Genomic DNA, 17,744 nt, shown 5'->3' with positions numbered 1-17,744 from the left:
AATAGCTCTAATCTCACTAAATTTTAGTGAGACTAGGGCTATTTGTCGATGCGTTGGATTATTTCCCGCTTACTTTTAAATTCGGATAATCATCTAATTTATCTTCTAATGGAATATAAGCACCAGCATCAATCATTGCTGAACGGCCATCAGAAGCATCGACAATATCCGGATATTCGCCACCAGAAACCATCACACCAATTCGCTCTTTCGCAGTTTGACCAGTCAGCCAGCTCACTTTCACTCGCCAACCAAATTCTTCTGCAAAAGCATTGTTTAAACGAGAATCATCGGGAACTTCAGAACCAGGTACCGCCATAAAGGCTGTATATTTTTTATTGCCATCACTATCTGTGGCTTGCGTGCCACCATCTTTGTCTCCTTTACCATTTCCACTACTGCACCCAGCCAATAAAGCTAGTGCCATTGCTGTCACTGCAACTTTTCCAAACTTTTTCATGTGTTTCCCCTCCGTTGGTATGTTTAAATAACAAACATTGATACATAAAAAAAACTTGCGACACAACCTCCTTCTAAACCCTGACTTAAATAAATTAATAGCGCTTACTTCTCTTCCTTGATTCAACTTTACTCTGAAACGCTTGCAAAAACAAGACAATTTCAGTACACTAATAGACGTAATCAGTTGACTATGATTTCTTAAATGGGAGGGTTAAAAATGACTGAATTGGAATCCTATCACTTCGGGGAAAAAATTTCCCACGTGGAATACCATCCGGAGAATCTCAGCTATCCTGAGCATCTTCATCGGAGTTTCGAATTATGGTTTGGTGAAACTGGCGAATTTCTATTGACAATCGATTCTGAAATTCACACCTTAAAAGCTGGCGATATCGCCCTAATTCTCCCCTATCAAACCCATCGAGTAGAAGCTGAAATGGAAAACTCTGGTCATATTTGGATTTTTTCTCCCGAGTATCTAGAAGACTATCTTCCATTAATTAAAGGAAAATCCTTCTTAAATCCTGTCATTCCGGTGGGACGCACTAAATCTAATCAGCTCTACGATTCATTATTTGAGAGTAACTCATTTTTTAGACACAAAGCCGCTTTATATGAAATCTTATATCTATATGAGCAACATACCAAGCTAGTCAAAACACGCGGCGAAGAGAATATTTTAGAATTAATTCTATTGTGGGTCTCTTCTCATTTTCAAAATGAAGTTACTTTGGGTCAGCTTAGTGAAGATATCGGCTATAGTAAAGATTACGTATCCAAGGTCATTGCCCAAAAACTTGAGTCCACCTTTCCAAAACTAATCAACCAGTACCGCATCAATCAAGCTTGCTATTTACTAGCAAACTCCGATTATTCTATAACAGAAGTCGCTAGCTTATCTGGTTTTCAAAATACGCGAACCTTCAATCGTAATTTTTTGCAGAAAACTGGTCACTCCCCAAAAGATTATCGGAAAAATGCCCGCAGCAGACGGAAAGAGCCGACATTGATTCGCTTTGACAATCTCTACTATCAACAATTGTTGTAGTAAATTGAATGCACCCCAGCAAAAAAACCATGAAGCACTAATCCAACTAGTCTCCATGGTTTTTTACTATTTATTCAGTTGAACCCACTGCCCACTGCGATCCGACTCATAAATCCCACATACCATCTTCAAGGAATCCAGGGCATCCGCGGCTGCTAGAGTATCTACGTGAGGATCTGGCAAACCGATCAGCTGATTGACAAAGGTTCGCACAAAACGCAAATGCCCTGATCCCCAGTAAGCCTTGGCCACATCGCTCACCAGACTTTCTTCAAGGGGCACCACTACATCATTGACCACCAGTTTATCGGCGGTCAATACCACTACGGCTTCCTCAAAGTCAAAAGTGACCGTTGGCGCTGGATCTGAGGAATAGTTGTTGGAGACATGGATCACCACTGGAACGTCGCCTAAAAGAACCGCCGTTGCCATCGCCGCATCTTCTACTTCAATCGTGTCTTCCAGTAAGGTGGTCATAATCTTCCCTTTGATCTTTTGTGGCAACTCAACCATCCACGTCACGACATCCAGGGTATGGATAGCTTGGTTGATCAAGGTGCCTCCCCCTTCTTCTGCCCAGGTGCCTTTCCACGAAGCCGCTTCATAATAGTTCCGGTCCCGATGCCAAGTCAGTTCACACTTGATCCCTTTCAATTGGCCAAACGCTTGTTGGTCAATCATCGTTTTCAGCTTGCCATACGAAGGATTGAAGCGATTTTGATAGCACACGGCATAATGCAAGTCTTGGTGTTCAGCCCATTTCGCCAAAACCAGTTCTGCTTCTGCCACTGTCACCGCCATCGGTTTTTCACATAGGACGTGTTTCCCCGCTTCAAAAGCCTGTATTGTCATCTGGCCATGAAGGTAATGGGGGGTAGCGATAATTACCGTGTCCATCGGCCCATGGTCTAACATGTCTTGGTAATCCGCATAAAACTGGCACCTGTGATTTTCCGCAAACTGCCGGCCTTTGATTTCATCCGTATCACAACAAGCGGTCAGCTGGGCTTCTTGAATATTCTGAAGAGCTTCTGCGTGGGTCCCGGAGATATTGCCACAGCCCACAATTCCGAATCGCATTATTTTTTCACACTCTTTTTAGTAAGTATTTTCGGTATTCAACACTTTTTCTTTCACATCTTTATCTTTTGAGTCGGCAATTTTTTTGTTCAACTCTTCCAAGAACAAGTCTTCATCAATCGGTAACTCCACCCATTGGCCTAACCAAGAGGAGAGGTGAATGGCATTGGAGATGGACAAGCCGTAGATGCCATCAGTGGCCGGTGCTACTAATTCTTCGCCAAAGAGAATGTTATTGACAAAGTTTTGGGTCACTCGCAAATGCCCCGTACTGCCGTCAAAGGCAACGGGAATCTTGATTTCCCAAACTTCAGGTTCGCCAAAGCCCCCAGTATACGTCTCATTCCATTCTTTTTCGTCCGTGACTGTTCGCCAGAATTTCAACTGCTCGTCTTCAATCACGATTTTCCCTTGAGAGCCTACGATTTCAAAACGGTTCGTTCCCGGTGTTTCGGTAGTGGTTGTCACAAAGACCCCAGTGGCGCCATTTGCGTATTCACAATAGGCCGTGACTTCTGTTTCCACTTCTACGTCCCGGCGTTTGCCATAATAAGCAAAGGAAAAAATGCGTTCTGGCATGCCACAAATCCATTGCCATAAGTCTAATTGATGAGGATCTTGGTTTAAGAGGACACCGCCACCTTCTCCTTTCCAAGTAGCCCGCCAGCCACCGGAATTGTAATAGCTTTGGGATCGGTACCAGTTGGTGATGATCCAATTGGTGCGACGCAATTCGCCAATTTGACCAGATTCCACCAGTTCTTTCGCCTTTTGATAGGTCGGGTTCATCCGTTGGTTATACACCAAAGACAAGGACAGTTCTGGATGTTTTTTGGCTTCTTCAATCATTTCTCGGACTTTTTTCGTGTACACCCCAGCTGGTTTTTCCACCAAGACATGTTTGCCAGCTTTCAAGCCTTTAATGGCAATCACTGGATGATCATAATGAGGCGTAGAGATGATGATGGCATCCACTTCTGGATCAGCCAACAACTCATCCACATCGTGATACAATTTGAAACGATCCCCGTATTGTGCTTGAATACGGTCCAATTTTTCCGGATTGATGTCACACAATGCCACCAATTCAGCGTTTTTCAACTCGCCACCTAAGACATTACGCATATGAAAAGAGCCAATATTGCCGACTCCGACGATACCGATTTTTACTATTTCCACGTTATTTCCACTCCTGACCCATGTTTTCCACAAGTATTTTTTTCAATGCCTCACTAGCGACAGTAAACAACTTCTCCCCATCAGATTTACTTTCTTCAATGGAGACCCCCACTTTTTCCAAGGCCGCAAACCCATCAAAGATTGACAAATGGGGTTCCAATGAAGCAAACCCTGTAAAGCCTTTTGCCACTAACGCTTGTAATACCGCTTCGACTTGGCCATCCCCAAGCCCTGCCGGTGTGACTTTGTGATCTGCGAAATGGGCATCCTTAATATGCATATAATCGATGAAATCTTTCATCAACTCATACGCGTGAGGATAAACTTCCACATCGCATTGGACAAAGTTGGCCGGATCAAAAGCGGCCTTGACTTGGGGACTGTTCAATTCTGCCAACAGTTTGGCACAACGTTCGGGTACATCCCCGTAAATATCCTTTTCATTTTCATGAAGCAAGGTGATTTGTGGATAATCCTTAGCCACCGCCAAAAATTGGCGCCAGCGATTCACCACTTCTTCATGATAATCATCGGCATTTTTGCCTTCTGGAATAAAGAAACTAAACATCCGGACATAAGGACTTTCAAAAGCCACCGCTACAGCTAAAACGTGTTTAAACAAAGCCAAATGGTCTTCAAAAGGATCTTCAATACTAATTTTGCCAATCGGAGAACCGATTGAAGAAACGTGGATACCATTTTCATGGAGGGTTTGTTTGTAAGTAAGGGCCTGATCCAATGTCAATTCACTGACATTCGTCCCATTGATTCCTCGAATTTCAATATGAGAAATGCCGTTTTCTTTCAATCCTTTGATTTGAGTCGCTAAGTCGCTTGCGATTTCATCGGCAAAGCCGGTGATGGTGAAGTTGTTCATTAAATGAACCTTCTTTCTTGTTTTGTTACGGCTATTATACGTACATTTTCAAACAATAAAAACGCTATAATGTGACCCATTTCATGCTAGATGTGATATCATCAGAGAAACTTGCGAAAAAGGAGTGACCCCCGACGAAACCAGTAGCAACGATTCAAGATCATCTTCATTCAAAAGATTTCGATTTTTATTATAAAGATTCCTATTTCGAAACCCCCATCACATTTTTACCAGAGTACCACTACCATGATTTTCATGAAATCTATTGTCTATTAGATGGGGAAGTGGATTACTACGTGGAAGATCGTGTCTATCATATGCAACCAGGAAATATCCTGTTAATTCATCATCATGATATCCATCACATGATGCTAACCTTGCCTGCTGCCCGTTATGAGCGCGTTTTCTGTTACTTTGACGAATCTTATTTACACCGTTATTCTTCCGCTAAAACAGATTTGACGTTATGCTTTTCCCGTATCAATAACCGCCAAAGTCATTTTTTGCCTACGAGTTTACCCGAAGTTCAACCTTTTGTTCAAGACTTGCAAAAATATAGTACCTCTGAAGAATATGGCAGTGACTTGCGTTATACCCAATGTTTTAACGAGTTTCTGCTTTTTCTCAATCAACGCTTTTTAGCTTTGCAAAAAGAAAATACTCCCTTGACAAATAGTAAAGAAAATCCTGTTGTTCGCCACGCCATTCACTATATCCAAGACCATTTATCAGAGCCCGTCAAAGTCGAGACCCTAGCCAAAGCCCAGTTTATTAGCCGCGAACACCTGACTAGGGAATTTAAGCGTCATACCGGCTTTAGTCCCCATGCCTACATCCAAAAACGGAAACTGCTCTATGCCAAAGAGCGTTTATTAGAAGGGGCCACAATTACGATTGCCTGCAACGATGCTGGTTTTACTAATTATTCTCATTTTATTAAAGCCTTTAAAAAGGAATTTGAGCTGACTCCCCGTCAATTTCAACAACAAAACCTTTGACACTCTGATTTTGATTGATCCCTTGCAACCCGTGATTCAAAAAAAACAGCCCGTGAGTATTTAATCTCACAGGCTGTTTTTACGCTTTATTTTACCTTTACTTTTACTTGCACCAAAGATAACTCAGGATTGACATCCATTGCTTCCGTCATTCCCAAAATTGGCTGTCCATCTACATCAAAATGTACCCGCCGGATGCCTGAAGAACGGGGAGCATCGATACCTGGACGAGCATGATAAGTGTTCCAGACATTGCCTTCTTCATCTTCTACATAAGCATTATGTCCAGGTCCAAATTCTCCTGGAACATTCAGAGAAGTCAACAATGGGTAATTTGATTTTTCCCAGACCGCTGGATTGAGCAAGTCACTGCCAACTTTGGCTTTTAGATACCCCACACAATAGCTACTGTCGACAGCTGCGCCGGAAATGGTTAAATAGATATCTTCTCCTCGATACAAGGCATAGGGACCTTCATCGACAAAGGTATGATTATTGTCCCATCCATAATCTGGTTTTGCTAAGACTACTGGTTCTGTCAATAATTGCCACGGTTGATCAGGATTGAGCTCCGCAAAATAAATCCACGCACCTAAGTCCACTGGGAAAAACTGACGTTGCGACCAAGCGGCATAGATACGGCCACTATCTTTAATCACCGTCATATCCAAAGTGATGCCTCCTGTAATCAAAGGCGAACCATCTGCTTTTACGACTTTTTGCGGTCGCTGCCAATCAGCTAGCACCAAGGGATTGCCGCCTTCTTTCAAAGCCATCACATGGGATTGTTCCTCTTCAAAAGGACCTGGTGTTGCCCCGTGGAAAATATACAAACGATCATTAATAATATGAAATTCTGGTGCCCACAAGAGATTGGCAATTTCAGGGTACATCTCGCTATCCAAAATCTTCATCTCTTGGGCAGTAACTAACTCAGCAATCGTCTTGGCTTTACGGATATAGAGACTACGGTTATCGTCATAATCATTCGTGGCAATAAAGTAGTATTCCCCTTGCCATTTGCCGATACAAGGATCCGCGCGATAAGTCGCAATCGGGAAAGAAAAATGTTCCTGATGCACTTGACCTTTTGCTACAAAAGTTTTTTCAGTAGCGCTTGTTGGTAAATCAAACCAATCAATTCCGGCTTGGCGACTCGAGCCATCACTATAGCGCAAGGTTGCTTTCATCGTGGTAAGTTCTTCCATGTTTTCAACAACGACTTCATCCGGTAAGTCCACAGCGATATGATGGGGTGTTATCAATTTTTTTTGTAAATAGTCTCCTTGTTCCTCACTAATGGTCAAACTATTCCTCGGAATTGCCCCTTCAATATCCGTTGCTACTTCCAAAAGTGGTTGCCACTGAATGGCAACCTTTTTAGTCTCATCCACATGATCTAAGGTTGGGGTCGTCACTTGATAAGCCTGATCACAGCTATCTAACCACCGGATTTGATACCCTTCATCCGTATAAGCCAATTGAACATCCATCAGAGGCATGTCACTTAGGTGGAGCAAAGGTAGTTCTTGATACTGAATAAAGTTTTCCGTTGCAAAAACTAAAATGCTACCCACACTGGTTTCATCCAACGTTCCATCGGCATTTACCCGAATCCCGATGATGTAAAATTTCTCTTTTCCCTGACAAATCCAAGTTTTTTTAAGGGCTTTTGCTACTAAAAACCCATCAGGCAAAGAATGTGCTTTGGCAAACAAGACCCCAAAGTTTTGATTTAATGGCTGAAACACTCCTGATTCATCAGCCAATGCTAAATGCATCGCCAATCCCAGCCGAGTATCATAAAGCTCTGTTTCTTTTGCTTCTCGTTGATAATTCAATAATTGATAACTCATAATAGCCTCCTAAATATAATAATTGCGAGTAGTTTGATTAGTGGTCCACACACCAATTTTCCAACCCATCAAATCCAAATAAACAAATTTTCTTATCTACCAGCCAAGACTCGTTGATAATCATAGCCTCGATCGGATGTTTGCTTTCTTGGCCGCGCCTCGAAATAATGAACTCCATGAGGCTGTACAGTAAATGAATAGCTGTCAGACGTGACCGTGGTAGTCACTTTTGGCTGAGCAATTTGCTGCAAAAGCGCTCTTTGCTCAGCACTCAAATTGGCTGGCTCTCCCAAATCATGCCAACTTTGCAATGGGTTGGCTGTTTGTTGATCCACCACTTCTGAAGTGATACACCATTTTTCAACCTCTTCTGGGAAATCTAGTTGGAAAGACATCGCTTCAGCCGTTAAATTCCAAAAAATGCCAGCAAAGCGCTCCTTGCCATCTGAAGTTACTAAGCCGTGTTCCCCTTTATAAAGACAGTTCTTTTGTAGTTTTTTATAAAAAGCAAAGGTCCAAAAAGTTGGTTTAGGAATATTGCCATTGGCGACTAGCCCAAAACCTCCATGAAACGGTGTGAAGGGAACCCCCATTTCTTCAAAGATATCCCCAAACGTCCAATAAGAATACGAGGCACTAGTTTCTCCTAACCTTGAAAGCAACTGAGCGATATAGGCTGCGTTCAAATTCGTATCATGCAAAGGGCTATCCGGCCGATAAGACGTATTGAACTCCGTAATATGCATCGGCAAGCCACGATATTCTGGATAGTCATCGATAATACTACGGGAAATCTCCAACTCAGTCAGGGATTCCCGTGCTTCTCGCAAAGTCACATAGCTATAATGTCCGGCGGTCTCTGGATCAGAAATGGTGTAAAAATGGCGGGTCACCGTATCAATCGCCAATTGTTCCTCGTGACAAAAGGCCATAAACTGTTGTAGCCAATTGACATCATCTACCCCACAAATCGCTGGTCCCCCAACTTTGAATTGGTCATCGACAGCTTTCACTGCCAAAAAGGTTTCTTTGAATAACTTAAAGTATTCGGTCATATCAGCATCTTGCCAAAAACCTGGCAAATTCGGCTCATTCCAAACTTCCACCGGCCAAGTCACTACCTCAGCCCGACCATAGCGTGTGATTAAGTGTTGTAAGGTCGCTTGGACTAATTGGCACCAACCTTCGTATGAGCGAGGCGGGGTCACGTTTCCCTGCCAATAAAAGACCGTCTGATCTCCAGAAGCTAGTTTTTGTGGCATGAAGCCCAACTCTAAATAGGGTTTTATACCCACTTCTTGATAAAAATCCATCACCATATCCAAGTAGGTAAAATTATATTCCGCGACTTTTTGTCCCGTTTCGTCTTCGTATTCTTGGTAGATTGCCATGTCATCGCTAAATAAGCCGTGACCGCGAATATACTTGAACCCAATTTTTTCTTGTACGAGACGTAATTGTTCTTGGTATTGCCGCTGCAAAGCCAAGCCCATCCGGCCAGTACCAATACAATCATCCGCAAAATTGTGAAATGAGCTAACTGGCATATTTTTTGTCAATTGAATAGTTTCCATTTTTTCTTCTCCTCGTAATAGTTAGTTAGTTAGTTAGTTAAAAAAACAACCATTTTGGCTAGTGGTTTTAACTATAATTGGCTAACATTTGTTACAAAACCTTATGAATCCCCTTTTTTCAGTTGTAATCAGTTAATTTGCACAGTATACTAACTCTAAGACGTACTTTAAAAAGGGGATTGTCCATGATTATTAATAAACTTGACATTCGTGAACAAAATGAAGCGACTGTACTAAAAGCGATTATTGAAAATAAAAATATTTCCCGAGCCAACATCTCCACTTTAACCAAACTAAATAAGGCCTCGGTTTCGCAAATTATCAAAAACCTAATTGAAAACGATATCGTAGAAGAAGTTGGTATCGGTGACGCTAGTTCGATGGGGGGGCGAAAACCGATTCAGCTGCATTTTAATGGACGCTGCGGTTTGGTGCTTGCTTTTGATGTGGGCTATAACTATGTGACAGGGATGTTGGCCTATCTCGATGGGGAAGTGATTCGCCTCGAAGAAAGAAAAAATACCCCTATCAATAGCGAAAATATCTTGCCCACTGTTCAAAGCATTATCACCAATTTTTTAAGTCAGGCCCCAGTGACGCCCCATGGTCTAGTGGGGATTTCATTGGCCATCCACGGGATTATCAACGATAACCGCATCACCTTTACTCCTTACTACGATTTGTCTGGCTTGGATATCAAAGAACCCCTAGAGCAACTTTTCAGTGTGCCGGTCTTTGTAGAAAACGAAGCCAACCTTAATGCTGTCGGGGAATACTGCTTTATGACAACTGGCGACTACCAAAAAATTATCAGTCTGAGTATTCATAGCGGAATTGGCGCTGGCACAGTAGCCAATGGTTCTTTACAATCTGGCTCCCATGGCTTCTCTGGAGAATTAGGACACAGCACGCTTTTCCCTAATGGCAAATCCTGTCCTTGTGGTAATAAGGGCTGTCTCGAACAATATGCCTCCAACAGAGTGTTATTTGATACTTTTGCCAAATTAAAAGACTTGGATTTTGTTAATTCTGATATTTTTGCAGCCGCCTATAATGCCGGTGATGTGGATGCCATCCGTCTAGCCCTAGAAAATGTTGACTATTTAAGTATCGGCCTAAACAATATCATCGTGGCAGAAGATCCTGAGTTATTGATCGTCAATAGCTCTGTCTATCGTAAAATTCCCGATCTTCTTCCCCGGATACGTCGAAAAATGGTCTCTCGTTTTACGCAAAGTATCACCATTCAGACGAGCCTGTTAGGGGATCATGCCCCGCTATACGGTGGCATTGCCCAGGCTACTTCCCACTTTTTAAAAATCCAAAACTTAAGACTAGGAATGCTTAAAAAGTAAGCTCCTTCCAATTGCTCATGAAACTTCCGCTATCCAGGGCAAACGAATACGGTTCCATCGTTTTTTAAAGAAAGCCATCGAGTAATCAGCCGACTTGCTGATTATCCGATGGCTTATTTACCTTTCAAGGCAATGAGGCATTTTTTTACTCTTCTGTCAGTAAACGATGACAGATTGGTGCAGTTTGGGGATAAACATCTTGATAAATCTCATAAATTTTCGCATATTTTGCCACTTGTTGTGGATCAGGCATGATGTGTTTGTCATAGTGCACAAAAACCTCGGCACAACTTTCAGCATCTGGGAATAATCCCGCTCCGATAGCTGCTAACATGGCAGCTCCCATGCCTGGACCTTGTTCGGTAGTCAACGTCAAGATTTCAGCATCGAAAATATCTGCTTGCATTTGCAGCCAATCAGGGTTTTTCGCCCCACCACCAACGGAGACAATCTGTTTAAAATGGCGCCCCGTCGTATCTGCCATGATTTGTTGAGAATCCTTTAAAGAAAAAGTGATGCCCTCCAAAACTGCACGGCCAAAATGGCGCAATCGATGATGAGTGTCAATGCCAATAAAACTGCCACGAATCTTGGCATCACTATAAGGTGTCCGTTCCCCTACGATATAAGGAGTGAACAACAGCCCATCTGAACCAGCTGCCACAGTCCCCACATCCGCTAACAAGGTCGCAAAATCTTCTTCTGGCGCAAAGGTATCCCGAAACCAGCTCAATGAATTTCCGGCGGCCAAAGTCACGCCCATCCCATACAATTTGTCTTTGACGCTATGATTAAAGAGATGGAGTTTTCCTTGATAATCCACTGTTTCATCTGCTTCATAAGACAAGAAGACGCCACTTGTTCCGATAGAGGCCATCGCTAAGCCTTCTTTGATAATCCCAGCTCCCAATGCAGCACAGGCATTATCTGCCCCACCAGCAAAAATCGCTACTTCTTGGGTAAAACCAAATTTCAATTGCAATTCTGGTACTATCTTGCCGACTAATCCAGCTGATTCATGTAGTGTTGGTAAGACCGCTTCATCGATATCAAACTGTTTCAAAATAGCCGCTGACCAAACTTTTTCTTCTACATCCAATAACAATGTACCGGCTGCATCAGAGTAGTCCATCGAATATTGGCCTGTCAGCCAAAACGCCAAATAATCCTTTGGCAACATCACATGAGCCACTTTTTCCCAGTTGGCTGGTTCATTTTTTTGAACCCAACGAATTTTAGGCAAGGTAAATCCTTCGAGAGCCACGTTTTTCGTAATGGCTAACAATTGGTCCCCAAAAGTTGCCATGATTTCTTGACATTCTTTGGTTGTTCGTACGTCATTCCACAAAATTGCAGGACGAATAACTTGGTTGGCATCGTCTAATAACACCAAACTATGCATTTGACCGGAAAAACTAATCCCCACCAACGCATCCTTCATATCTGGACGCAAATCCAACAGTTTGGTCATCACAATTTCCGCTGCTTTTTGCCAATGATTCGGATTTTGTTCACTGTAACCAGCTTGTGGTGTATCTAAAGGATAAGCACTATCTGCTGATGCTAGCAGGTTCCCGCCCTCATCAAAAAGGAGTCCTTTTAACGCGCTCGTTCCGAGATCTAAGCCTAAAATTTGTTTCATAGCGATTATTCCCTTCTCTTAATTGACCTGGTGTTCAATTTGATAAGCATCCACATATCCTGTAGCCTGTGGTGCTGTTCTAGTAGCATATAGACCCATTGTACAGCCTACAAAACCACCAGCAATTTCTGTACTTAAATAATGAATAGCCACCGCTTCTGCGACAAGATATTCTTCTTCAGCTACAATTACCTTGGCTGTCAGTTGTTGCAACGCACCGGTAAATTGCAATACGAAACGATCACCGGTAAAGGTCGTCCTCCCTAGTGTTTCTTCTACGCCAGCTAGAGTACGGATGAGCTGGGCTAGATAGCCATTTTCTGTTTCGGTAATTTCCAAACGTACATGGTAGTCATTGCTTTGAATCAACGCCAAGCCACATGCTTCCCCTTTGGCCAAGGATGGTTGGATATCGACACGAAAATGGTAATTCATCGCTTTTTGTCGTAACCCAATATAAGTGGGTGAAGCCACATCTGATAAAGTCGCTTCCCCGGGTGTCAATCGCAACCAGCCTGGACGAACAGTCCGATTGTAATCAGCAGGATGCGGATTACGCAAATAGACAAAGGCAACGTTTTCTTCAGCCAATGAAAACTGGCTTGTTTCTGGGACTGGACTGAGGGGCAGTGCATGTTCTTGGACGTCTAACAGCTGCCCATAACCTGGATTGACTACCGGCCAGCCGTCTTCCCAGACAACTTCAGCGAGAAACGTTTCACGTCCAAGATTGCTGTAACCTTCATAGTTTCGACTAGCCAAACAAGTCATATACCACTTGCCTGTTGTCGTTTCCACTAAATCCCCATGCCCGACATTGCAAACAGGAAAATCTTTACCCAAATGTCGATGAGTCAAAATAGGGTTATTGGGATTTCCCAAATAAGGCCCTGCCACTTGTTGACTTCGAGCAATCGTCACACAATGGTTAAAGCCAGTTCCCCCTTCCGCAATCATCAGATAATAATAGCCGTCTTTTTTATAAAGATGCGGTCCCTCAGGCCAAACTACATCTCGCATGGCCCCTTTCCACAAAGAAGTACTCACACCAATCAGACGCATGGTATTTAGATCAAGTTCTTGCAACCATACTTCCCAATCACCGTTGTAAGTGACACCTTTTGGATTCGGGCGCGTGCCTACATAATAACAACGTCCATCTTCATCAAAGAATAGACTGGGATCAATACCTGGAGCATCTTCTAAATAATAGGGATCAGACCACGGCCCCTTGGGATCGGTTGCTGTCACCACAAAGTTGCCACCATGGGTAACATTGGTGGTAATCATATAGAAAGTTCCTTCATGGTAACGAAGACAAGGTGCAAATATCCCTTGGGAATGCCCCGCCTGGTCTAAAGGTAACTGGCTATCCCGCTCTAAGACATTACCAATTTGTGTCCAATTTACCAAGTCTTTGCTGTGATAAATGGGAACACCTGGAAAATAAGCAAACGTCGAGGTCACTAAATAGAAATCTTCTCCTACCCCACAAACGCTTGGATCTGGAGAAAAGCCTTTCAAAACTGGATTAGTAAAAGTATTCATGGTTAGCCTCGTTTCTCATTTTTAATTGCTAAGGAAGAGGGACACCAGCTAGTATCCCTGAAATAAGGCGCTATTAAAATGAGTCAGCTAATTCAGTTTGTATGCTTTACTAACTTTCTAAATGATAAAACACCTCTCGGCACAAGTCAACCGCTTACAGAACAATTTTTGGTTTTTTTTGCTACACCACTTCCTCTACATTAACCACTAATGAGCAACTATTGCGCGAATCCTTTACTCCCTAAAAAAAGCCGGTCTCACCACACCCGACAAACTCATCAGGCTATAGCGACACCGACAGACAAAAAATTCATTTTTCTTTTGACAGGGCTAGTTTAGCTACCGTCATGTTAATTTCTGAAGACTAAAGTTCTTTTTTTAACCTCAAAACCTTCGTCTATCCCGCGTCAGATGGCCTCGTATTTATTTTTTCAAGGCTTGAAAGCGTAGAACCCTTTATAAGCGTAACTTTATGGATATACTTTACGTCCTGCTTGATCGGCAATACCCGATTTCCGCCAGAAATAAGTATTGATTTGATCTCGCCACTCCACGGCCAGCTCTCGTTGCCATTGCAGCAACTCTTTGACATTTTGATAAGAATTCTGGTCAACATGAGGACCGATTTCTTCCCAAACAGCTTGATAGTCCTCAACTCGTTTAACACCTTCAAAATGCGTATCATAGATGTCTTGAATCAAGGTTTTGCCATTGTGTAGTCGATGCGTGTAGGGTACATGGTGAAACCATAACAACAACTCATCGGGACAAGTTGTTAAATCATTAAAGTAATCTCGGATAGCTGGCGCATATTGTGACACGTAATTCGTTCCTGAAGTTGTCCGATCATTGCCAATACCCAGATGGTCAGCAAAATGATACGTTCCCCACCGATCATATTCATAACCATCGATATTGGGTCCATCATGGGTTCCTGGCGTCACCATAAAACCGACACCTCGAGGGGCTGTATACATGCCATAGGTTTCCCGAGAAGTCACCAAAAGATCTGCCAACTTTTTCGTTTGATCCTCAGCTAAATCGAAAGTTAAGCCAATCCAACGTTGGGCACAGTCTTGGGTGGTCAGCTGATTGTTCCAACACAGTTTGCCATAACCATAGAGATTGATTTGCATCAGCTTGTGGCCAGTCCAGTTTTCTGACATGCCCACCACTCCTACGGCACAAATACCACTATAAGCTGGTTGTGGTGAAGTGGTTTTCAATAATTCCTTCACTTGGCCTGGTACGTCTTCATTGCGACAATCAAAATCCAATGCTTCTTTCCACACGGGCAATTGATAATAAACGGCTTTTTGATGCCCCGTATATTCCTGAGTCAATTGGAACTCAATGATATGATTGGTCTTTCGCAACCCACTCAACAAAGGAGAAATGGGCTCTCGCACTTGGAAATCCAGTGGACCAAGCTTAATTTGTAGGCTAACATTTTCAACAAATTTCCCATCCAAAGGCATAAAATGATCATAGGCTGCTTTGGCACGGTCAATGCTACGGTCCCGCCAGTTTTGCTGATGATTATAAACAAAACAACGCCATACCAAATGTCCACCATGAGGTTGCAATAGCCTGCCAAACAGATTGGCCCCATCATCATGCCCACGACCATAAGCAAAAGGCCCTGGTTCCCCTTCCGAATCTGCTTTCACTACAAAGCCCCCAAAATCAGGAATATAACGATATAAAGCATCAATTTTTTCTTGCCAGAAAGCGATGACTTCTTTAGCAAGAGGATCCGCTGTTTCCAAACCACCAATCGCTTTAGGGGCAGCAAAGTTCACACTAAGGTATAGCTTAATTCCGTAAGAGCCCAAAATTTCATCAATCAGTCGCAATTCGCCAAAATGCTCCTCGCAAATGAGGGCTTTGGCTGCACCACGAACATTCACGTTATTAATTGAGATAGCATTAATTCCCACAGATGCTAAAAGACGAGCGTAGGACTCAATCAGTTGGTAATCCTTACGAAATTCATTGTCTTTAAAGAAAATGGAATCTCCGGCATAGCCTCGTTCAATTGTTCCATCCATATTATCCCAGTGATTAATCATCCGTAGCGCTTGGTCTGGCACACTTGTAAAAGAAGTGAAGGCTTCTCCCAATATCAATTTTTCATACAAGGCAAATAAGCCATAGAGTAAGCCTTTTGTCGTATTACTCTGAATAGCAACATGATTTTGCTCCCCTTTTACTCGATAGCCTTCCCTTCCCAAACACTCTTCTGTTACAAGTGAAAAGGCCAAGTCCCCTTCACTTGCTACTTCTGTTGTCAAATTCAGTAATGTGCCTACTTCTCGGCGAATACTTCTTGCCACTAAATCATACGCAGGCAATGAGAAATGTTGAAAAGAATGACTGGCTACTTTTCGTAACCAACATAAATCGCGAGTCATCAGTCCACCTAACCTTCATTAATTTTTTGTACAAGAAAAGGGGCCTAAAAAGACCCCTCAGCATTTAAACGGCTTATAAATAATCGTTCAAGATATTCTTCACATATTCGATATGACTGGATTTCAAGACAGGATCTTCATGGCTTACAGCATAGTCATACAAGCTTTCCAAGTCTTCTTCATCGTTCATGATTTTTTTGCCCAGACCTTCATTAAAGGAAGCATAGCGTTCTTCTTTCAAATCATCGAAGAAACGATCTTCTTTCAACTTCGCCGCATTTTTCAATCCGCGGGCAAAGGTATCCATCCCAGCGATATGCGCCAAGAACAAGTCTTCAGCTTCGAAAGCAGAACGACGTACTTTAGAGTCAAAGTTGATCCCACCAGGGGCGATCCCGCCATTTTCCAAAACTTCGTACATTGCCAAAGTCACGTCCATAACATTTGTTGGAAATTCATCGGTATCCCAGCCCAACAAGACATCCCCTTGGTTGGCATCCAATGAACCTAATGAATCATAGCAACGAGCAACTGCAATTTCATGTTCAAAGGTATGACCAGCTAAAGTCGCATGGTTGGCTTCCAAGTTCAATTTGAAGTCGCCTTCCAAGCCATATTTTTGGATGAAGGCCATCGTAGTTGCAGCATCAAAGTCATATTGATGTTTTGATGGTTCTTTTGGTTTTGGTTCCAACAAGAATTGAGGTTTGTGACCAATCTTTTCACCATAGGCAATCGCCATTTTGAAAAGACGCGCGATATTGTCTTGTTCCAGTTTCATGTTGGTATTCAGTAATGTTTCATATCCTTCTCGGCCACCCCAGAAGACATAGTTTTCACCGCCAAGTTTTTTGGAGATGTCTAAGCCTTTTTTCACTTGTGCTGCAGCAATCGCATAAACTTCAGCGTTATTTGTTGAAGCCGCACCGTTAACAAAACGTGGATTAGAAAACATGTTGGCAGTGTTCCAAAGTAATTTAATCCCTGTTTGGTCCATTTTTTCTTTGATCAAGTCGGTAATTTCATCTACATTTGCAAAGAATTCTTCTAAGCTATCGCCTTCTGGTGCGATATCCACATCATGGAAACAGAAGTATTCTGCACCTAATTTTTCACAAATTTCAAAGAAGGCTTCTACCCGATTTTTGGCAGTTTCCATTGGGGTTTCACCAAACCAAGGGCGTTGGTTTACTGGATTACCAAATGGATCAGAACCATCTTGAGTCATTGTATGCCAATAAGCAATGGCAAAACGAAGATGATCCTTCATTTTTTTGCCCATCACTACTTCATCTGGATTGTAGTGGCGGAATGCAAACATATTTTTTGTGTCTGTGCCTTCATATTGAATCTTGTCGATACTTGGAAAATAACTCATTGAAAATCCCTCCATCAAATAGGTTGTTTAGTTTAACTAACTAACTTCTCTTAAAGGATAGCGCAACCTTTTTAAATTGTCAACCGCTTTCACGTATCTTTTTTTCAGTTTTTTTAAAGAAATGCGCTACTCCCACAGCTACCTTCATCCCCTCCTATTAATAAGAAAACAAGATTGCCTTGCTAACGGAGAATCATCCGGATTGTAGACTTGGTATTAGGAGTTTTCACTTGTGAAAACTTTATAATACCAAGTCTAATCGAGTAGGAGATGAGAGATTAATTCCCTCACCGACCTCTCACACCACCGTACGTACGGTTCCGTATACGGCGG

At 42.6% G+C, this 17,744-nt stretch carries 13 protein-coding genes; 3 read left to right on the top strand and 10 right to left on the bottom strand.

The annotated features are described in order from the left end of the window. Positions 1-58: 58 nt before the first annotated feature. Positions 59-460, bottom strand: a complete 402-nt coding sequence (locus tag ACO03U_RS13605; RefSeq protein ID WP_204688005.1) for a hypothetical protein — start codon at positions 458-460, stop codon at positions 59-61. 219 nt (positions 461-679) lie between these two features. On the opposite strand from ACO03U_RS13605, the gene ACO03U_RS13600 reads away from it, so the two are divergent. Then, positions 680-1,510: a helix-turn-helix domain-containing protein gene (locus tag ACO03U_RS13600; protein ID WP_161868230.1), complete on the top strand. Its 831-nt coding sequence runs from the start codon at positions 680-682 to the stop codon at positions 1,508-1,510. 66 nt (positions 1,511-1,576) lie between these two features. Here the strand turns inward: ACO03U_RS13600 and ACO03U_RS13595 are convergent, their stop codons facing one another. The 3 genes from ACO03U_RS13595 to ACO03U_RS13585 are packed head-to-tail and all read right to left on the bottom strand — an operon-like array spanning position 1,577 to position 4,646. Then, on the bottom strand, positions 1,577-2,590 hold the full coding sequence (locus tag ACO03U_RS13595; protein ID WP_423104950.1) for a Gfo/Idh/MocA family protein: 1,014 nt from the start codon (positions 2,588-2,590) through the stop codon (positions 1,577-1,579). A gap of 18 nt (positions 2,591-2,608) precedes the next feature. Further along, complete coding sequence (locus tag ACO03U_RS13590) at positions 2,609-3,769, bottom strand: Gfo/Idh/MocA family protein (protein ID WP_204688007.1); 1,161 nt, start codon at positions 3,767-3,769, stop codon at positions 2,609-2,611. A gap of 1 nt (position 3,770) precedes the next feature. Further along, on the bottom strand, positions 3,771-4,646 hold the full coding sequence (locus tag ACO03U_RS13585; RefSeq protein ID WP_204688009.1) for a sugar phosphate isomerase/epimerase family protein: 876 nt from the start codon (positions 4,644-4,646) through the stop codon (positions 3,771-3,773). Positions 4,647-4,798: 152 nt separating this feature from the next. On the opposite strand from ACO03U_RS13585, the gene ACO03U_RS13580 reads away from it, so the two are divergent. After that, a complete protein-coding gene (locus tag ACO03U_RS13580) occupies positions 4,799-5,644 on the top strand; it encodes a helix-turn-helix domain-containing protein (protein ID WP_423104953.1) in 846 nt (281 codons plus the stop codon). Between the two features lie 86 nt (positions 5,645-5,730). Here the strand turns inward: ACO03U_RS13580 and ACO03U_RS13575 are convergent, their stop codons facing one another. Together ACO03U_RS13575 and ACO03U_RS13570 are read right to left on the bottom strand one after the other, a co-directional pair. Beyond that, the gene (locus ACO03U_RS13575) at positions 5,731-7,500 is read right to left on the bottom strand and encodes a family 43 glycosylhydrolase (RefSeq protein WP_161868235.1); all 1,770 of its coding nucleotides are present in this window, start codon (positions 7,498-7,500) and stop codon (positions 5,731-5,733) included. A gap of 92 nt (positions 7,501-7,592) precedes the next feature. Continuing rightward, positions 7,593-9,074 (bottom strand): GH39 family glycosyl hydrolase, encoded by a 1,482-nt coding sequence (locus ACO03U_RS13570; protein ID WP_161868236.1) that lies wholly within the window; start codon positions 9,072-9,074, stop codon positions 7,593-7,595. 185 nt (positions 9,075-9,259) lie between these two features. On the opposite strand from ACO03U_RS13570, the gene ACO03U_RS13565 reads away from it, so the two are divergent. Beyond that, positions 9,260-10,429 (top strand): ROK family protein, encoded by a 1,170-nt coding sequence (locus ACO03U_RS13565; RefSeq protein ID WP_161868237.1) that lies wholly within the window; start codon positions 9,260-9,262, stop codon positions 10,427-10,429. A gap of 145 nt (positions 10,430-10,574) precedes the next feature. Here the strand turns inward: ACO03U_RS13565 and xylB are convergent, their stop codons facing one another. The 4 genes from xylB to xylA all read right to left on the bottom strand — a co-directional run bounded on the left by xylB (position 10,575) and on the right by xylA (position 17,411). Next, a complete protein-coding gene (gene xylB, locus ACO03U_RS13560; RefSeq protein ID WP_161868238.1) occupies positions 10,575-12,071 on the bottom strand; it encodes a xylulokinase in 1,497 nt (498 codons plus the stop codon). Positions 12,072-12,089: 18 nt separating this feature from the next. Then, positions 12,090-13,619 (bottom strand): glycoside hydrolase family 43 protein, encoded by a 1,530-nt coding sequence (locus ACO03U_RS13555; protein WP_204688011.1) that lies wholly within the window; start codon positions 13,617-13,619, stop codon positions 12,090-12,092. A 470-nt stretch (positions 13,620-14,089) separates the two neighbouring features. Further along, positions 14,090-16,033: an alpha-glucuronidase gene (locus tag ACO03U_RS13550; protein WP_204688013.1), complete on the bottom strand. Its 1,944-nt coding sequence runs from the start codon at positions 16,031-16,033 to the stop codon at positions 14,090-14,092. A gap of 73 nt (positions 16,034-16,106) precedes the next feature. After that, the gene (xylA, locus tag ACO03U_RS13545) at positions 16,107-17,411 is read right to left on the bottom strand and encodes a xylose isomerase (RefSeq protein ID WP_204688015.1); all 1,305 of its coding nucleotides are present in this window, start codon (positions 17,409-17,411) and stop codon (positions 16,107-16,109) included. Positions 17,412-17,744 lie beyond the last annotated feature (333 nt).

The organism is Enterococcus diestrammenae (assembly GCF_049384045.1).
Taxonomy (GTDB): Bacteria; Bacillota; Bacilli; order Lactobacillales; family Enterococcaceae; genus Enterococcus_C; species Enterococcus_C diestrammenae.
This window is presented reverse-complemented; position numbering and strand designations above follow the sequence as displayed.